This window comes from Haladaptatus sp. AB643, assembly GCF_024136975.1.
Lineage (GTDB): Archaea > Halobacteriota > Halobacteria > Halobacteriales > Haladaptataceae > Haladaptatus.
In genome coordinates, this window is record NZ_JAMYJW010000011.1 from 52,094 (window position 1) to 65,965 (window position 13,872).

General features: G+C 61.1%; 18 protein-coding genes. 10 read left to right on the plus strand and 8 right to left on the minus strand.

Translation table 11 applies throughout. From position 1 onward, the window contains the following. Positions 1–95 precede the first annotated feature (95 nt). The 5 genes from NKF25_RS18785 to NKF25_RS18805 are packed head-to-tail and all read left to right on the plus strand — an operon-like array spanning position 96 to position 2,301. Entirely contained in the window at positions 96–377 is a 282-nt protein-coding gene (locus tag NKF25_RS18785) for a 50S ribosomal protein L44e (protein ID WP_066143248.1), read from the plus strand. Positions 378–381: 4 nt separating this feature from the next. Then, complete coding sequence (locus NKF25_RS18790; protein WP_066143251.1) at positions 382–555, plus strand: 30S ribosomal protein S27e; 174 nt, start codon at positions 382–384, stop codon at positions 553–555. Next, positions 552–1,352 (plus strand): translation initiation factor IF-2 subunit alpha, encoded by an 801-nt coding sequence (locus NKF25_RS18795; protein ID WP_253228177.1) that lies wholly within the window; start codon positions 552–554, stop codon positions 1,350–1,352. The genes NKF25_RS18790 and NKF25_RS18795 overlap by 4 nt, the downstream gene beginning before the upstream one ends. Beyond that, positions 1,349–1,531: an RNA-protein complex protein Nop10 gene (locus NKF25_RS18800; RefSeq protein WP_253228178.1), complete on the plus strand. Its 183-nt coding sequence runs from the start codon at positions 1,349–1,351 to the stop codon at positions 1,529–1,531. The genes NKF25_RS18795 and NKF25_RS18800 overlap by 4 nt, the downstream gene beginning before the upstream one ends. A gap of 5 nt (positions 1,532–1,536) precedes the next feature. Beyond that, positions 1,537–2,301, plus strand: coding sequence for a proteasome assembly chaperone family protein (locus NKF25_RS18805; protein WP_253228179.1), 765 nt, complete (start codon positions 1,537–1,539; stop codon positions 2,299–2,301). Positions 2,302–2,332: 31 nt separating this feature from the next. On the opposite strand, the gene NKF25_RS18810 is transcribed toward NKF25_RS18805, so the two are convergent. Both NKF25_RS18810 and NKF25_RS18815 read right to left on the minus strand, forming a co-directional pair. Beyond that, on the minus strand, positions 2,333–2,860 hold the full coding sequence (locus tag NKF25_RS18810; protein ID WP_253228180.1) for a hypothetical protein: 528 nt from the start codon (positions 2,858–2,860) through the stop codon (positions 2,333–2,335). Between the two features lie 230 nt (positions 2,861–3,090). Next, on the minus strand, positions 3,091–3,873 hold the full coding sequence (locus NKF25_RS18815) for a MarR family transcriptional regulator (RefSeq protein ID WP_253228181.1): 783 nt from the start codon (positions 3,871–3,873) through the stop codon (positions 3,091–3,093). Between the two features lie 151 nt (positions 3,874–4,024). Between NKF25_RS18815 and artA the strand changes: the two genes are divergently transcribed. Both artA and NKF25_RS18825 read left to right on the plus strand, forming a co-directional pair. Further along, positions 4,025–4,978: an archaeosortase A gene (gene artA / locus NKF25_RS18820; protein ID WP_253228182.1), complete on the plus strand. Its 954-nt coding sequence runs from the start codon at positions 4,025–4,027 to the stop codon at positions 4,976–4,978. Continuing rightward, positions 4,965–5,651: a metallophosphoesterase gene (locus NKF25_RS18825; protein WP_253228183.1), complete on the plus strand. Its 687-nt coding sequence runs from the start codon at positions 4,965–4,967 to the stop codon at positions 5,649–5,651. Before artA ends, NKF25_RS18825 begins: the two co-directional genes overlap by 14 nt. A 122-nt stretch (positions 5,652–5,773) precedes the next feature. Here the strand turns inward: NKF25_RS18825 and NKF25_RS18830 are convergent, their stop codons facing one another. Then, positions 5,774–6,292 carry a hypothetical protein gene (locus tag NKF25_RS18830; protein WP_253228184.1) on the minus strand — a complete coding sequence of 173 codons (519 nt, stop codon included), beginning with the start codon at positions 6,290–6,292 and terminating at the stop codon, positions 5,774–5,776. A 148-nt stretch (positions 6,293–6,440) separates the two neighbouring features. Between NKF25_RS18830 and NKF25_RS18835 the strand changes: the two genes are divergently transcribed. Next, entirely contained in the window at positions 6,441–7,655 is a 1,215-nt protein-coding gene (locus NKF25_RS18835) for an FAD-dependent monooxygenase (RefSeq protein ID WP_253228185.1), read from the plus strand. 82 nt (positions 7,656–7,737) lie between these two features. On the opposite strand, the gene NKF25_RS18840 is transcribed toward NKF25_RS18835, so the two are convergent. From NKF25_RS18840 to NKF25_RS18850, 3 genes are all read right to left on the minus strand, one after another. After that, positions 7,738–8,640 carry a YegS/Rv2252/BmrU family lipid kinase gene (locus NKF25_RS18840; RefSeq protein ID WP_253228186.1) on the minus strand — a complete coding sequence of 301 codons (903 nt, stop codon included), beginning with the start codon at positions 8,638–8,640 and terminating at the stop codon, positions 7,738–7,740. Positions 8,641–8,706: 66 nt separating this feature from the next. Further along, positions 8,707–9,963 (minus strand): NAD(P)/FAD-dependent oxidoreductase, encoded by a 1,257-nt coding sequence (locus NKF25_RS18845; RefSeq protein WP_253228187.1) that lies wholly within the window; start codon positions 9,961–9,963, stop codon positions 8,707–8,709. Positions 9,964–10,022: 59 nt separating this feature from the next. Then, on the minus strand, positions 10,023–10,661 hold the full coding sequence (locus NKF25_RS18850; protein ID WP_253228188.1) for an NUDIX domain-containing protein: 639 nt from the start codon (positions 10,659–10,661) through the stop codon (positions 10,023–10,025). A gap of 77 nt (positions 10,662–10,738) precedes the next feature. Here NKF25_RS18850 and NKF25_RS18855 point away from each other — a divergent pair, with 77 nt between their 5' ends. Beyond that, positions 10,739–11,932, plus strand: a complete 1,194-nt coding sequence (locus tag NKF25_RS18855; protein WP_253228189.1) for a threonine synthase — start codon at positions 10,739–10,741, stop codon at positions 11,930–11,932. A 12-nt stretch (positions 11,933–11,944) separates the two neighbouring features. Beyond that, positions 11,945–12,130 carry a hypothetical protein gene (locus NKF25_RS18860; protein ID WP_253228190.1) on the plus strand — a complete coding sequence of 62 codons (186 nt, stop codon included), beginning with the start codon at positions 11,945–11,947 and terminating at the stop codon, positions 12,128–12,130. Between the two features lie 138 nt (positions 12,131–12,268). On the opposite strand, the gene NKF25_RS18865 is transcribed toward NKF25_RS18860, so the two are convergent. Continuing rightward, on the minus strand, positions 12,269–13,411 hold the full coding sequence (locus NKF25_RS18865; protein WP_253228298.1) for a pyridoxal phosphate-dependent aminotransferase: 1,143 nt from the start codon (positions 13,409–13,411) through the stop codon (positions 12,269–12,271). Positions 13,412–13,413: 2 nt separating this feature from the next. Further along, positions 13,414–13,818, minus strand: coding sequence for a 6,7-dimethyl-8-ribityllumazine synthase (ribH, locus tag NKF25_RS18870; protein WP_066143315.1), 405 nt, complete (start codon positions 13,816–13,818; stop codon positions 13,414–13,416). Positions 13,819–13,872 lie beyond the last annotated feature (54 nt).

The window sequence follows — 13,872 nt, forward strand, 5'->3', positions numbered from 1 at the left end:
CGGAGAGGGCTATATATTCCGTCCCACATCCGTCGCAGTGGAAACCAAACGGGTTTTAAGTCCCGGCCCGCAATTTCACCGTAAGGTCGATATCTATGCAGATGCCACGTCGATTTAACACGTACTGCCCGCACTGTCACTCACACCACGAACACGAAGTCGAGAAGGTCCGCACTGGCCGACGAACCGGCATGAAGTGGGACGCTCGCCAGCAGAAACGCGGCAAAGCCGTCATCGGTAACGCTGGTGGTTTCTCGAAGGTTCCCGGTGGAGACAAACCGACGAAGAAGACCGACTTGAAGTACCGTTGCAGCGAGTGTGGCAAAGCACACCTCCGCCCGGGATGGCGTGCAGGCCGACTCGAATTCCAGGAGTAAACACATGGCAGGAAATTTCTACAAAGTTCAGTGTCCAGACTGTGAGAACGAACAGACCGTCTTCGGCAAGGCGTCGAGCGAAGTCAACTGCGTCGTCTGCGGTCACAACCTCGCCACGCCGACCGGCGGCAAGGCAGAAATCAATGGCGACGTCCTCGAAACGATAGCATCCCGATGAAATACAGTGGCTGGCCCGACACTGGCGAACTCGTCGTCGGTAAAGTAGACGAGATTGAAGACTTCGGGGTCTTCATCGACCTCGAAGAGTACGAGGACAAGCGTGGGCTTGTCCACGTCAGCGAGGTCGCCAGCGGTTGGATCAAAAACGTCCGAGACCACGTCAGCACCGGACAGACCGTCGTCTGTAAGGTTCTCGACGTTGACGAGGGGTCCCAGCAGATCGACCTCTCGATCAAGGACGTGAACGAACATCAGCGAAGCGATAAGATACAGGACTGGAAGAACGAGCAGAAGGCCGACAAGTGGATGTCGCTCGCGTTCGGCGAGGACATGGGCGACGAGCAGTACACGCACGTCGCAAACGAACTCCTCTCCGAGTTCGGCAGCATCTACGACGGCTTCGAGCAAGCGGCGATTCACGGTCCCGAAGCGCTCGACAGTACCGACCTTACGGACGAGGAAATCGGACAACTGGTCGAGACCGCACGCGAGAACGTCTCGGTTCCCTACGTCACCGTCACCGGCTACGTCGACCTCCGCAACCCGGGGAAAGACGGCGTCGATGGCATCAAGGAGGCGCTCAAAGCCGCCGAAGGAAACGGCGACATTCCCGACGAAGTGGAACTCGACGTTACCTACGTCGGTGCACCCGAATATCGCGTTCGTGTGAAGGCACCGAACTACAAGACGGCGGAGGCGCAACTCGAAGAGAGCGTCCACCGTGCGGAGGGCGTCATGGACGGCATCGAGGGTACCGCCGACTTCCACCGTGACCGCCACACCGACGACGAATGAAATCGAACATCCGGGTATGTTCCGCGTGGAAGGCGGAACACGACCGCCCGGTGTACACCCTTTTGACGACGTGTCCCGACTGTGGAGCGAACGCCGTAAACAGCGCACCCGCGCCGTTCGACCCGAACGACCCGTACGGGGAGTACCGACGCGCACTTAAGCGGCGCGACCACGAATAAGGTACATGGACGAAATCGACATCGACATCGTCGCCAATCCCGACTTGGAAAGCCCCGTCCTTATCGAGGGACTGCCGGGCGTCGGTCACGTCGGTAAACTCGTCGCCGAGCATCTACTCGAGGAGAAAGAAAGCGAACTCGTTCGACGGGTGTACTCGGAGTATCTGCCGCCACAGGTGAGCGTCGGGGACGACGGCACGGCCGCACTGGTCTGTGTGGAACTCCACGCGTTGACGCTCGACGGGCAGGACGTACTCGTCCTGACGGGCGACTATCAAGCCCAGGACAACGTCGGCCACTATCGGCTGACGAACGCCTTTTTGGACATCGCCGAGGAGTTCGGTGTCGAACGCGTCTTCGCGCTCGGCGGTGTGCCGACCGGCGAACTCATCGAGGAGTACGCCGTGTTGGGTGCGGCCGCGACGACGGAGTTCGTGGACGAACTCGAAGACGCGGGCGTTGAGTTCCGCGAGGACGAACCGGCGGGCGGCATCGTCGGCACCAGCGGACTCCTGCTCGGTCTCGGCGGACGGCGCGGTTTCGAAGCGACGTGCCTGATGGGCGAGACGAGCGGTTACCTGGTCGACCCGAAAAGCGCGCAGGCGGTCCTCGAAATCCTCCAGAAAGTGCTCGATTTCGAGGTCGATTTCAGCTCGCTCGAAGAGCGCGCCGAGGAGATGGAGGAAGTCGTCAACAAGATAGAGGAGATGGAATCCCAATCCCAACAGGCATCCCTCCCGTCGGACGACGACCTGCGGTACATCGGCTGAGCAGTCACGTTTTCCCCGCCGTAACGGTCAGTCAGAACAGCGATCGCTCTTGTCCGTTGTAGATGTGGTACAGCGCGGAGACGAGGAAGAACGTCAAAAAGAACCACGTCCAGAACTCGAAATCGAGCAGTTGGATGGAGAAGAGATGGAGTTTCGCCGCGAAGAGGACGATGAACTCCAGTATCCCGAGACCGAGATAGTACGTCGGCCACGAAACGTCGTGTTCGGCGACGACCTCCATATACACCTCGACCTCGCGCGCGCGGTCGTTGAGAACCAGTTCCTCCGACCGTTGGTCGTACTCCACGATACCGAGGTCGTCCAGTTTCGGGAGGTGTGTCTGATGGAGCGAAACGTAGACACTCTTTCTAACGTTTCTGGGTGGGGGGGACTCCCCCGTTTCCAGCGTGGCTATGTGTTCCGCGAGGTCGTCGACGGCCAGTGAGTCACCCGTTTGACGAAGATACCGAATCGTTTCGCGTCGTCGGTCGTTCCGCAAGACGTTATGAATCTGACTCTCGTCGAGTTCCCCTTTCGTCCCCGGTTCGGTGAGTTTCATAGCTTGGAGGTAAACATGAGATTATCTCCGAGTTCGATACACACGCATATATTATAACCAAGGGTATTAACTTTGCCACCCAACAGGCGTTTTTTTCTAACAGTATTTTCCACGAACCACTTTGCCGCAAGCGATTCGCTCACCGTTGAAATGGGTCGAGTTAACTCGCTTTCTCACACAACGGCTGACGAACCCGCAAAGGAATTGCACCGTTTTTGAACGACTATAACTTATTCGACGTTTGCAACTTCGTAGGCGACACCAACGTCCCGGAGGGCGTCGGTGACGCGCCCGACGCTGTCGGAGGTTGCGACGATGACCACGTCCAAGCCACGCTCCGCAGCCTCGGCGGCGACTTCGCCCGCGGCGAACGTCGTGTCGGGTTCGAGACCGGCGGACTGTAGTGCGACGAACGCTTCGACACCGGTTGCCGCGAGGACTGGAGCGGCGTCACAGACGGCCGCCAGCGCGTCCGAATCGACCGACCGACTACCTCCGGAACGGACCGGCGGAACCTGATACACCGTCACGTGGCCGGGATCGAGGTCGATGATACCTTCGAATTCCGTGACGCCGACTTCCGTGCCCTCCTCGGCGTCCGTCGTGGCGATACCGGTCGCAGGTCCTTCGTCGCCCGGCGTCGCGTGGAGTAATCCATCGGCGAGCGTGAGCGAGACGGTCGTTCCCGCGTCGATGTCGGTCCGTGCGATTGCGGCGTCCTCCCCGACGTTCCCGAGGATATCGTCCGTGACGTGATCCGCGAAGCGCCGGACGTCGGTCGCGGACTGCAACAGCCAATCGACGCCCTCCTTGGTCACCCGATAGCGGGAGCGCCCTTCCTTTTCTACGAGCCCGTCGTCCACGAGGCCGCGAATGTACTCGCTGACGGCTTGGCTCGTGACGCCGACGGCGTCAGCGATTTCGCCTTGACTCACCGCCGGTTGGCGGTCAGCGATCTCCGAGAGGATTCGAAACCGGGTCGCGGCTCGCTTGTCCTCCAACACGTCGGCCATACCCGAACCGTCGGGCGGGACGATAAAAATACCAGCGGTCGGCGAGTGAAAGCGGGAGACGACCACCCCGTGTGGAAACGCATCGGGTGCCGACGTGTCCGGGCGATTTGAAGAGCGTCAACTCTATATTTTCCGAGAACAAGGACGAATCGTGATCGAAGTCGCCCCTGCCGCCCTTTCCGTTCCTCTCTCGCTATCGGTCTCGTGGCTGACGACGACGTTTCCCGATTACCTCGTGTGGGTCGTCATCGCCGCGTTCGTCGCCACCGCCGCGCTCGAAGGATACGACCGCGATTTGGCACGTGGCGTCGGCATGGGAGCATGGGTGCTGTTTGGGCTCTTTTGGGGCGTTCTCTTTCCCCGGTTCGCGTTCGAGATGCGGAGTTTCATCGAGGGTACGTTGTGCCTCGTCGCGGTTCCGTTGTGCGTGTATACGGGCTACCAGTTGTACACCGGACGGGATTCGCTCTTCGTCCTTTCCCGGGGCGTCGCGGCGATGGGACTCATCTACGTCCCGTTCCTGACCATCGAACCGCTCCGTCAGTCGATCGTCGAACTCGTGAGTGCACAGACGAACGCCGTCATCCACCTGCTCGGGTACGACCCCGACTTCACCATCGCGGAGCAGAACGGCTATCACAGCGCGTTCATCTTCCACGACAGCAACGGCCACCGGTATTACACGTATCTCGTTTTGGCGTGTACCGGAATCGGCAGCATGAGCATTTTCGGCGGCCTCATCGCCGCCGTCCGCGCGCCGCTCCGCCGAAAGATCCGTGCGTTCGTGATGGCCATCTCCATCATCTGGGTGCTGAACGTCATCCGCAACGTGTTCATCTCCGTCGCGTTCGGCAACCAGTGGTTCCAGATATTCATCGGTCCCGTCACCAGTCTCACGGGCTACACCGACCCGAAGATGGTCTCGTTCTTCATCGCGGACAGGGTGTTCAGCCAACTGCTCGCCGTGATATCGCTCGTCATCATCCTGTGGTTGGTGGTCCGTATCCTCCCCGAACTGCTGACTGTCATCGAGGACGTCATCTACCTCGTCTCCGGACGGGAGTACGACCTCAGCCAACGTACCCGGGCCGATGGTGGACGCTGAATTCACGGACCGCGCCGTTTTCCTGCCGTCCGTCGACGCGCTCGTCCTCGCCGACCTCCACATCGGCCGGGACGCGACGTCGAACGTTTCCCTGTCGCTCGGAGAGCGAACCGATCTGACCACGAGAGTTTCCGACCTCCTCGACCGTTTTTCCCCGAGCGAAGTCGTCCTCGCGGGCGACGTTCTCCACGCCTTCGACCGATTGCCGGAGGAAGCCGAAGTGACGTTCGCCGACCTCCGAGAACTCGTGGACGAAGCGGGTGCCACGCTCGTCGTCGTGCGAGGCAACCACGATACGTTGCTCGACGAACTCGCCGACCCACGGGACGAGTACCGCCTCGCGGACGGGACGTTGGTCTGTCACGGCCACGAGGAACCCGACGAGGACGCGCCCCGATACGTCGTCGGTCACGACCATCCGGCCATCGAAATCGAGGGGAAGCGTCGTCCGTGCTACCTCTGGGGGGAGGAGACCTACCGAGAGTCGGACGTTCTCGTCCTCCCGGCATTCACCCGTTTCGCGAGCGGAATGGTCGTAAACGACCTGCGGGGGAGCGACTTTCAGTCCCCGCTCGTCACGCGGACGAATCCGCTCCGACCCATCGTCCGCGACGAGGATGCCGACGAAACCTACCGGTTCCCGCCGCTCGCCGAGTTTCGGAAACTGCTGTAATCCGTAGTTCGGAGGAGGAGTTGCCGAATCGTGTATTCGATGGGAAATCCTATCGAAGTGTTCAGCAAGCGTCGATTCGGAAATCGAACTGCAAGGGAAAATTCGGTCGGGAGCACCGGAAATTATAGATTTTCGATCAGTTTTATCAGTCGGTTATTCGAGACCGATACAAAGATATCCACGACTTTTTGTCCTCGTTTGTACGTTTTCTCGAACGAGCGAATCCGTTCGAGATCTTCCCTCGCACGCTCATCGTCCACCCCTTCGAGGCGGTTCTCGGCGGATTCGAGCGCACGAGTCATGATGTCCAGTTCGCGTTGAACTTCCCGACGGAGAAATTCCTGGACGATGCGCCAAAGATCGGTTTCGGCCTCGTAAAACGCCTTTTTCCCTTCACCCGGAATCGAGCGACGGTGCACGACGTGAAATTGCTCCAGACGTTTCATCGCCGTACTCACCGTGGATTTCGCATAGCCGCTCTCTTCAACGATTTCGTCGAGTGAAACCGGTCGATTTTCGAAAAACAGTATCCCGTACAGGCGTCCGTAACTTCTGTTGAACCCGTACACCTCAGCGCTGTGTTCTAACGCTTCGATGACCTCCTCCCGAGCCTCGGTTACCGGATCGACGTCGTTGCTCATGTGTTCGTTATAATCGGTACGTAGTAAAAATAGAAAACGGTTCCCCGAACCCCACGACACCGATTTTTCCACTTTCAGACGAAGGTGGTACCCACGAAACGCGAAAATATAGAAAGAGTTATCGTTTTTAAATCGTAATATTCGGTATATGCCGAATATAGAAAACAGGGAAAGGGACCAACCGCAAGCAAACCGACAACGGGTTCTCATCTGTGGTGCGGGAATCGCCGGGCTAACGCTAGCATGGTGGCTAGATCGGGATGAATGGGACGTCTCGTTGATCGAGAAGGCGGCCGGATTGCGCGAGGAAGGATATATGATCGATTTCCTCGGCTCCGGGTACGACGTGGCGAAACGAATGGGCATCCTCCCACGACTCGAAGGGGTCCAATACCCGATTTCAGAAATCATCGATGTCGATTCGAACGGGAACACCGTCTCTACGATCGATTACGAGTTGTTCAGGCGTCTGAAGGACGGAGAACTGCTCTCACTGATGCGTGGGGATTTGGAGCGTGTGCTTTACGAATCCCTCTCGGATGACGTCGAAATTCGCTACGATCTCACTGTGGACGAGGTCGAGCAGAACGGACGCGAGGTAACTGTCGATCTCACTGATGGAACACGGGAACAGGTGGACCTACTAGTCGGTGCAGATGGGATTCATTCCCGCGTTCGGGAACTCACGTTTGGGGAGGAGGAGAAGTACCGTCGCTATCTCGGCTATCAGACTGCAGCGTACATTTTCGAAGACGATGCATTTAGACGAAAGTTGGACGGCGGATTTCGGGATATCACAGTGGAGAATCGGACCGCTGGTTTCTATCCGATTCGAAACGGAAAAGTCGCCACCTGGTTCGCTCACGATGCGCCGGACGAGAAATTACCGGCGTCTCCCTGTGAGGAGTTGCGCAGGACGTTCGGCGACATCGGATGGATCGTACCTGATGCGCTCGATCACTGTGCGGATGTCGATAGTATCTACTACGACCAGGTCGCACAGATCGAGATGGATCACTGGTCGAAGGGACGAGTGACATTAGTGGGAGACGCCTGCTACGCCGTTTCGCTCCTCGCGGGACAAGGGGCATCCATGGCGATGGGTGGTGCCTACGTTCTCGCTCGTAAGCTACGCGAAGCTTCCGTTATCGAAGAGGGATTGGCTGAATACGAGGCCAAGATGAAACCGGAGATCGAGAAAAAGCAAGCGTACGGGAGGCGCACTGCGAGTTTTCTCATCCCCCCTACGAAGTGGCACGTCAAAATGCGGGATGCAGTGCTCAACCTCTCCCAACTTCCCGGACTGTACTGGCTCCTTCGACCCGTTGTAGCGGGGACCGACAGCGTCATCTCGACAAAATAGGCACCGTGTGTCCCTTCGAAGCGTCCATGGCATCCTGTAATTGTTCCGATATGGTCGCATGTACACCTGAAGGATTACCGCTCTATCTTCCGCTCCGATTCGGAACGTACCGTTCTCCGACCGCGAATCGCATCGCGTTCGGACGGCAGCGAACGTCCATCTCGGCGCGTTGAATCGTCTCCCCGTCGAGGCTGAACTGCACCGGTTCCCCGTCGTGTTCGAGATGCAATCGAGGAACTTTGAGTCGTGTGAGATACGTCGAATCCCGGCGTAACAACACTTCCGCGGCACCGGCCGAGAGGTAATCGAGCGACGGCGCGCGCTCGATGATGACCACGTTCAGCAGGCCGTCCTCGACGTTCGCCCGACGCTCGCGCTCCCCGGGAAATCGTCGAGCGTTACCGATGAGGAGCATTTCCGCCTCGCCCGACCATACCGGGTCATCCCGTGGTCCCGCTCGAATGTCGAGTCGAAGGCCGTCGAACTCCCGCGCCTCATGCAGCGTGCTCAGCACGTAGGCGAGGACGCCGAGCCGTCGCTTTCGCTCCGGCGTCGTTCGAGCACTCGCCTCGGCGGTCAACCCGCCGACGCAGGAGTTGACGAACGGCCGGTCGTCGGCCATCCCGAGGTCGAGCCGTCGTTCCTCGCCGGATTCGACCACGTCGAACGCGTGGGTGAGCCCTCGAATCCCGAGGTTGTCCGCGAAATCGTTGCCGGTCCCCGTGGGAATCACCCCGAGGCGAACGTCGTCGAGCGCGCCCGCCGCATCGACACCCCTGACGACTTCGTTGAGGGACCCGTCGCCGCCACAGGCCGCGATAACCGACGCACCGTCTCTCGCCGCCGACTCCGCGAGCGTCAGGGTTTCGCCGCGAGCCGTGCTGTTCCGAACGTCGTAGCCGCGACGACGTGCGATGTCACGGGCCTTGACGCTCTTTCGTCGGTCGCCGCCGTTCGGATTCCGAACCAGGACCGGCTTTGTCATCGTTTCGGATTGATTTCGACCGGGAATCGACAAAATCGTATCGCCCGTTTCCGAGGACGGTGACGATCACAGATCGTCGTACACGGCGAGCGCGGCTTTTCGCCCGCTCTCCATCGCGGCGTTGAGCGAGGACGCCTCGGTGTAGTCCCCCGCGAGGTACACCGACTCCCCGTCGGTTCGATTAGTCGGAAGCGTGTCGAAGACCCCCGGGGGTTGGGCGAACTGCGCGAACTCGATGCGGTCGGTGTGGAGGTGTTCGAGCGGGGCAAAATTCCGGTCGGGATACCACCGCTGTAGCGTTTCGACCACCGTTTCCGCCAGTTCCTCGTCCGACTCTTCCGGCAAGCCGAGGTACGTCGCGGAGAGGAGTTCGCGCCCGTCTGGCGCGAACTCCGGTGCAATCGTGGACACCGGGACGATTTCGTTCGGCGCGTCGTCCCCGACGTTGAGCAGGATTCGGTTGCCGGTGTCGAGCGGTTCGTCGTGGACGAAATACTGGGTGACACAACTGCGAGCATCGGTCGGGATCGAATCGACGCCCGTCAACTCTCGGGCGGCCTTCGGGTCGGTGGCGACGACGGCTACGTCGCCGGTGATGGTTTCACCGTCGATCTCGACGCGGACTTCGTCGCCGTCCGATTCGACCGCCGAAACGACCTCTTCGAGGTGAATCGTCGCCCCGGCCGTCCGTGCCTTCCGCGCCAACTGTTCGGAAATCGCGCCCATGCCGTCGGCGGGAACGGCGATCCGCCCCGTGGACAGCATCTTGAACGTGAACTCGAACACCTTCTTCGAGGTCAAAAGCGACCGATCCAGCGTGATACCGCCGTAAAACGGCCCGACGAAGTTGTCTCGAAACGATTCGGAAAAACCGCGTTCGCGGAGGTACTCCTCGATGGACTCGTCCTCCCCGGCGAAGATTTCACGGTTCGGTTTGCGGGTCAGTTCCCGCCGGAGTTTCAGGGTTCGAACCTTGTCGCCGAGGTGAACCTCGGGGTTCGCCATCGACTCGAACAGCGTTCCAGGGTCCCGAAACGGGTCGCTCAGTGTGGATCGACTGCCGGGACGGGCGAGCACCGCACCGGGGTCGAAATAGCGCAGATCGAGTTCGTCGAAGTCGAGTTCGCGTCTCGCGGCGGGGTAGGAGGTAAAGAGCACCTGAAAGCCACGGTCGAGGACGAACCCGTCTTTCCGCTCGGTTCGGACCCTCCCGCCGACCTCATCCTCGCGTTCGAAAACGTGAACGTCCACCCCCAACCGGGCAAGGTGCCGGGCGGCGACGAGGCCCGCGAGTCCCGCCCCGGCGACGATGACTGTGGTCATGGGGGAAGGTCGGTCGTCCTCCGTAAACCTCTCTCGGCCCATCAGGTTGGGGTTCGACGCTATCGGGACGGTGCCAACGATCCGATCTCCGCTTCGAACTGCGTTCCGTCCGGCAGGTCAGAAATCGGGAGCCACGCCGCTTCTTCGATGGCGTCCTCGGTCGTTCGAATCTCGCCGCCGACTCGCCGCGCGACGAATCCGGCCTGCAACACGGGGATGAGGACGGACTCGCCGTAATCGAATTGGAGCGTTTCGGTGAACAGCAGGCCGGTGATTTCGCACTCGATGCCCGTCTCCTCGCGGGTTTCGCGCCGAGCAGTTTCGGAATACGATTCACCAAGTTCGCCTCGTTCGCGGTATTCACCGCTTACGTTTTTCGAGGCGCTTCGCGCCTCGCCCTGCTCGCGGCATTCACCGCTCGCTCTCTTCGAGGTTCTTCGAACCTCGCCTTTCCCCCCTGGTGGCTCCCACACGGACAAGTGGCCCGAATCCTGTACCAGCAACACCCGTCCGTCCGCTACCACGAAGCAGACCGAAACCCACGGGAAGATGTCGTCCGGCGTCGTCGGGAAATCGTACTCCGGTACCGAAATTGGGTCGCGCACTCGATGCGGAACGTCCTCCCAGCGAGCCGTCAACGACTCACGGTGTCGCTCCACCCAGTCGGCGAGGATCGACTGAACGGTTTCCGGTTTCATATCCGACAGTCGGCGAGCAGGGGCAAAAGGGACGGGGGATGAACAGGGCTTAGTGGTCCCCCTTCCCACCTTCGGGCATGGAGACGACGGACGCATTCATCGGACTGACGTGCGTAGACTGTGGCGAGACGTTCGACGCCGAAGTGGGGACACACCGCTGTCCCGACTGCGACGGCATCCTCGACCCGGAGTACGACTACGACGCCATCGACGTGTCGCGCGAGGAGTTCGAATCCCGACCGTTCGAGACGATGTGGAAGTACGCGGAACTCCTGCCGTTCACCCGCGAATCGGCGGTGACGATGGACGAAGGTGCGACGCCGCTCGTCGAATGTCCGAAACTCGCCGAGGAGATGGGCGTCGGACGCGTTCTGTTCAAGGACGAGGGGCGCAACCCCACCGGGACGTTCAAGGACCGCGGCCAGACGATGGCCGTGACCGCGGCGGCCCAACACGGCGCGACGGACATCGCGCTCGCGTCGGCCGGAAACGCCGGACAGGCGGCGGCCGCCTACGCCGCCCGCGCCGACCTCGAATCGCACGTCTTCCTCCCGACGCGCGCCGGGTTCACGAACAAGGCGATGGTCAACGTCCACGGCGGGGACATGACCGTCGTCGAAGGGAGGATCGGCGACGCGGGCGCGGCCTACGCCGACGCGATGGAGGAAGAAGACGACTGGTACTCGGTGAAGACGTTCGTCACGCCCTACCGCCACGAGGGCAAGAAGACGATGTTCTACGAAATCGCCGAGCAGATGGACTGGGACGTCCCCGACGCCATCGTCTACCCGACCGGTGGCGGGGTCGGCCTCGTCGGCATGCACAAGGCCGCAAAGGAGTTCCGCGATTTGGGACTCACCGACGACCTTCCAGCGATGTACGCCGCGCAAGCGACGGGATGTGCACCGATCGTCAAGGCATGGGAGGAGGGCACGGACGTCCACGAAGCGTGGGAGACGCCGGACACCATCTGCGGCGGTATCGAGATTCCCGACCCCGGCGCGAGCCCGATGATCCTCGACGCGCTCCGCGAGAGCGACGGCGGCGCGGTGGCGACCAGCGACCAAGACATCCTCGATTCGGCGGTCGCGATCGCACAGAAGGAAGGGTTGGAGATGGGCGCAACCTGCGCCGCCGCCGCAAGCGGCGCGTGGGAACTCGCCCAGCAGGGTGAGTTCGACGAGGACGACACCGTCGTCATCCTCAACACCGGCGAGGGTAACAAGGACGACGACGTGCTCCGAAGCCACCTGATGGGCATGGGCGTCTAAGGAGGAGAACGCATGGTTTCCCCTGCTGGCAAAACCGCACTCATCTCCGGAGCCATCGGGTTCATCGCGGTGTTTCTCGTCGCGCTCTTCGCGCTCGGGTACAACCCCCAGCAATCCGTCGTTGCTTCCATCTCACCCGCAATCGGGGCGGCCATCGGCATCTACATCGCCAACCGATTCATCATCGGACGGAACTGAACGACGGGAGACGACCGGGCTACTTTTTCGCGTAGGTTTATATCGAAAGCCGGGACCAATGCGGTTTGAGGTGGTGAGTTCCCGGAAGTACGAAGCGATAGCTCGGTCGTTCACTCGAAAATAAAAACGCTGTTTCCGTTACAGCAGGTCTTCGTCGGCCAACCGTTCGACCGCTTCCTCGATCCGCTCCAAGCCCGCCGCATACGAGACCCGCGCGTAGCCGGGCGCGCCGAAGGCGCTGCCCGGTACCGTTGCGACGTGGGCCTGCTCCAGCGCGTCCTCACACCACTGCTGGTCGTCCTCGGCCACGGGGATCATCATGTAGAACGCCCCGTCCGGCGTTCGAACGTCCACGTCGTGCTGTTTCAGCAGGGCGACGAGTCGGTCGCGGCGCTCGTGGAACGCCTCGACCATCTCGCTCACGTCGTCCTCGGTGTTCGCCAGCGCTTCGACGCCCGCGCGCTGGACGAAGTTCGTCGCGGAGGAGACCGAATGCGAGTGGAGTTTGGCCGCCTGCGAGACGAGTTCCTCCGGCGCGGCGAGGTAGCCGAGCCGCCAGCCGGTCATCGAGTAGGCCTTCGAGAAGCCGTTGACCGTTATCGTGCGCTCGAACATCCCGTCGAGGGTGCCGAGGCTGGTACACTCCGCGCCGTAGGTGATCTGCTCGTAAATCTCGTCGCTGATGACGGTGATATCGTGCTCGACGGCCAAGTCCCGGACGCCTTCGAGTGCCTTGTCCGAGTACACCGCGCCGGTCGGGTTCGACGGCGAGTTGACGATCAATAGTTCGGTATCGTCCGAGACGGCCTCGGAGAGGTCGTCGAGGGCGGGTTCGAGTTTGAAGTCGTGCGGTGCGAGGTCCACGCGGTTCAGGTCGCCGCCCGCGAGTTTCACCATCGCCTCGTAGGACACCCACGCCGGGTCGAGGAGGACGACTTCGTCGCCGTCGTCGACGACGGTCTGCACCGTCTCGTAGAGCGCCTGCTTCGCGCCGGGCGTGACGATGACGTTGTCCGCCTCGTACGGGAGACCGTCCCCTTGTAGCTTCTCCGCGATGGCCTCGCGGAGTTCGGGGACGCCGTTGGACGGCGGATAGCCGGTGTGGCCCTCCTCCATCGCTTCCTCGCAGGCGTCCACGATGTTCGTCGGCGTCGGGAAGTCGGGTTCACCGACGCTCAGGTCGATGACGTCCGCACCATCCGCTTTCAGTTCCGACGCCAAACTGCTGATCGCGAGCGTTGCGCTCGGTTCGACACGTCCGATTCGTTCCGAAAATTCCATCGTCATTGTAGTTCTTCCACCAAATCGAGTGCACCTTCGACCGCTCGTGCACCGTAGTCGGTACGCTCGCGTGCTTCCGCCGCCGACATGCCCGGTCCGGTGATTCCGAGGGCGACCGGCGTATCCCGGTCCAAGCTCACGTCGGTGAGCTTCTGTGTCGTTGCGGTCGTGATGACGTGATCGTGGTCGGTGTCGCCGGTGATGACGGCACCGAGCACCGCGACCCCGTCGATGTCGTCCCGTCGCGCAAGCCGGTCCGCCGCGAGGGGAGAATCGTACGCACCGGGAACGTGTAGCGTTTCGACGATTTCCGCACCTCGCTCGGCGGCAGCCTCACGCGCCGATGCCTCCATCTGCTCCGTTATCGGCGCGTTGAACTCCGCGACGACGAGTCCGAGCGTTACCATGTGTGGCGGGAGGCCACCCCGGCTAAAAGAACTACCGCTCTCCGCAAGGCTTGT

Bases quoted from the DNA above. Each gene is read 5' to 3' on its own strand.
- NKF25_RS18785 (WP_066143248.1), top strand. From the start codon at position 96: ATGCAGATGCCACGTCGATTTAACACGTACTGCCCGCACTGTCACTCA.
- NKF25_RS18790 (WP_066143251.1), top strand. From the start codon at position 382: ATGGCAGGAAATTTCTACAAAGTTCAGTGTCCAGACTGTGAGAACGAA.
- NKF25_RS18795 (WP_253228177.1), top strand. From the start codon at position 552: ATGAAATACAGTGGCTGGCCCGACACTGGCGAACTCGTCGTCGGTAAA.
- NKF25_RS18800 (WP_253228178.1), top strand. From the start codon at position 1,349: ATGAAATCGAACATCCGGGTATGTTCCGCGTGGAAGGCGGAACACGAC.
- NKF25_RS18805 (WP_253228179.1), top strand. From the start codon at position 1,537: ATGGACGAAATCGACATCGACATCGTCGCCAATCCCGACTTGGAAAGC.
- NKF25_RS18810 (WP_253228180.1), bottom strand. From the start codon at position 2,860: ATGAAACTCACCGAACCGGGGACGAAAGGGGAACTCGACGAGAGTCAG.
- NKF25_RS18815 (WP_253228181.1), bottom strand. From the start codon at position 3,873: ATGGCCGACGTGTTGGAGGACAAGCGAGCCGCGACCCGGTTTCGAATC.
- NKF25_RS18825 (WP_253228183.1), top strand. From the start codon at position 4,965: ATGGTGGACGCTGAATTCACGGACCGCGCCGTTTTCCTGCCGTCCGTC.
- NKF25_RS18830 (WP_253228184.1), bottom strand. From the start codon at position 6,292: ATGAGCAACGACGTCGATCCGGTAACCGAGGCTCGGGAGGAGGTCATC.
- NKF25_RS18835 (WP_253228185.1), top strand. From the start codon at position 6,441: ATGCCGAATATAGAAAACAGGGAAAGGGACCAACCGCAAGCAAACCGA.
- NKF25_RS18840 (WP_253228186.1), bottom strand. From the start codon at position 8,640: ATGACAAAGCCGGTCCTGGTTCGGAATCCGAACGGCGGCGACCGACGA.
- NKF25_RS18845 (WP_253228187.1), bottom strand. From the start codon at position 9,963: ATGACCACAGTCATCGTCGCCGGGGCGGGACTCGCGGGCCTCGTCGCC.
- NKF25_RS18850 (WP_253228188.1), bottom strand. From the start codon at position 10,661: ATGAAACCGGAAACCGTTCAGTCGATCCTCGCCGACTGGGTGGAGCGA.
- NKF25_RS18855 (WP_253228189.1), top strand. From the start codon at position 10,739: ATGGAGACGACGGACGCATTCATCGGACTGACGTGCGTAGACTGTGGC.
- NKF25_RS18860 (WP_253228190.1), top strand. From the start codon at position 11,945: ATGGTTTCCCCTGCTGGCAAAACCGCACTCATCTCCGGAGCCATCGGG.
- NKF25_RS18865 (WP_253228298.1), bottom strand. From the start codon at position 13,411: ATGGAATTTTCGGAACGAATCGGACGTGTCGAACCGAGCGCAACGCTC.
- ribH (WP_066143315.1), bottom strand. From the start codon at position 13,818: ATGGTAACGCTCGGACTCGTCGTCGCGGAGTTCAACGCGCCGATAACG.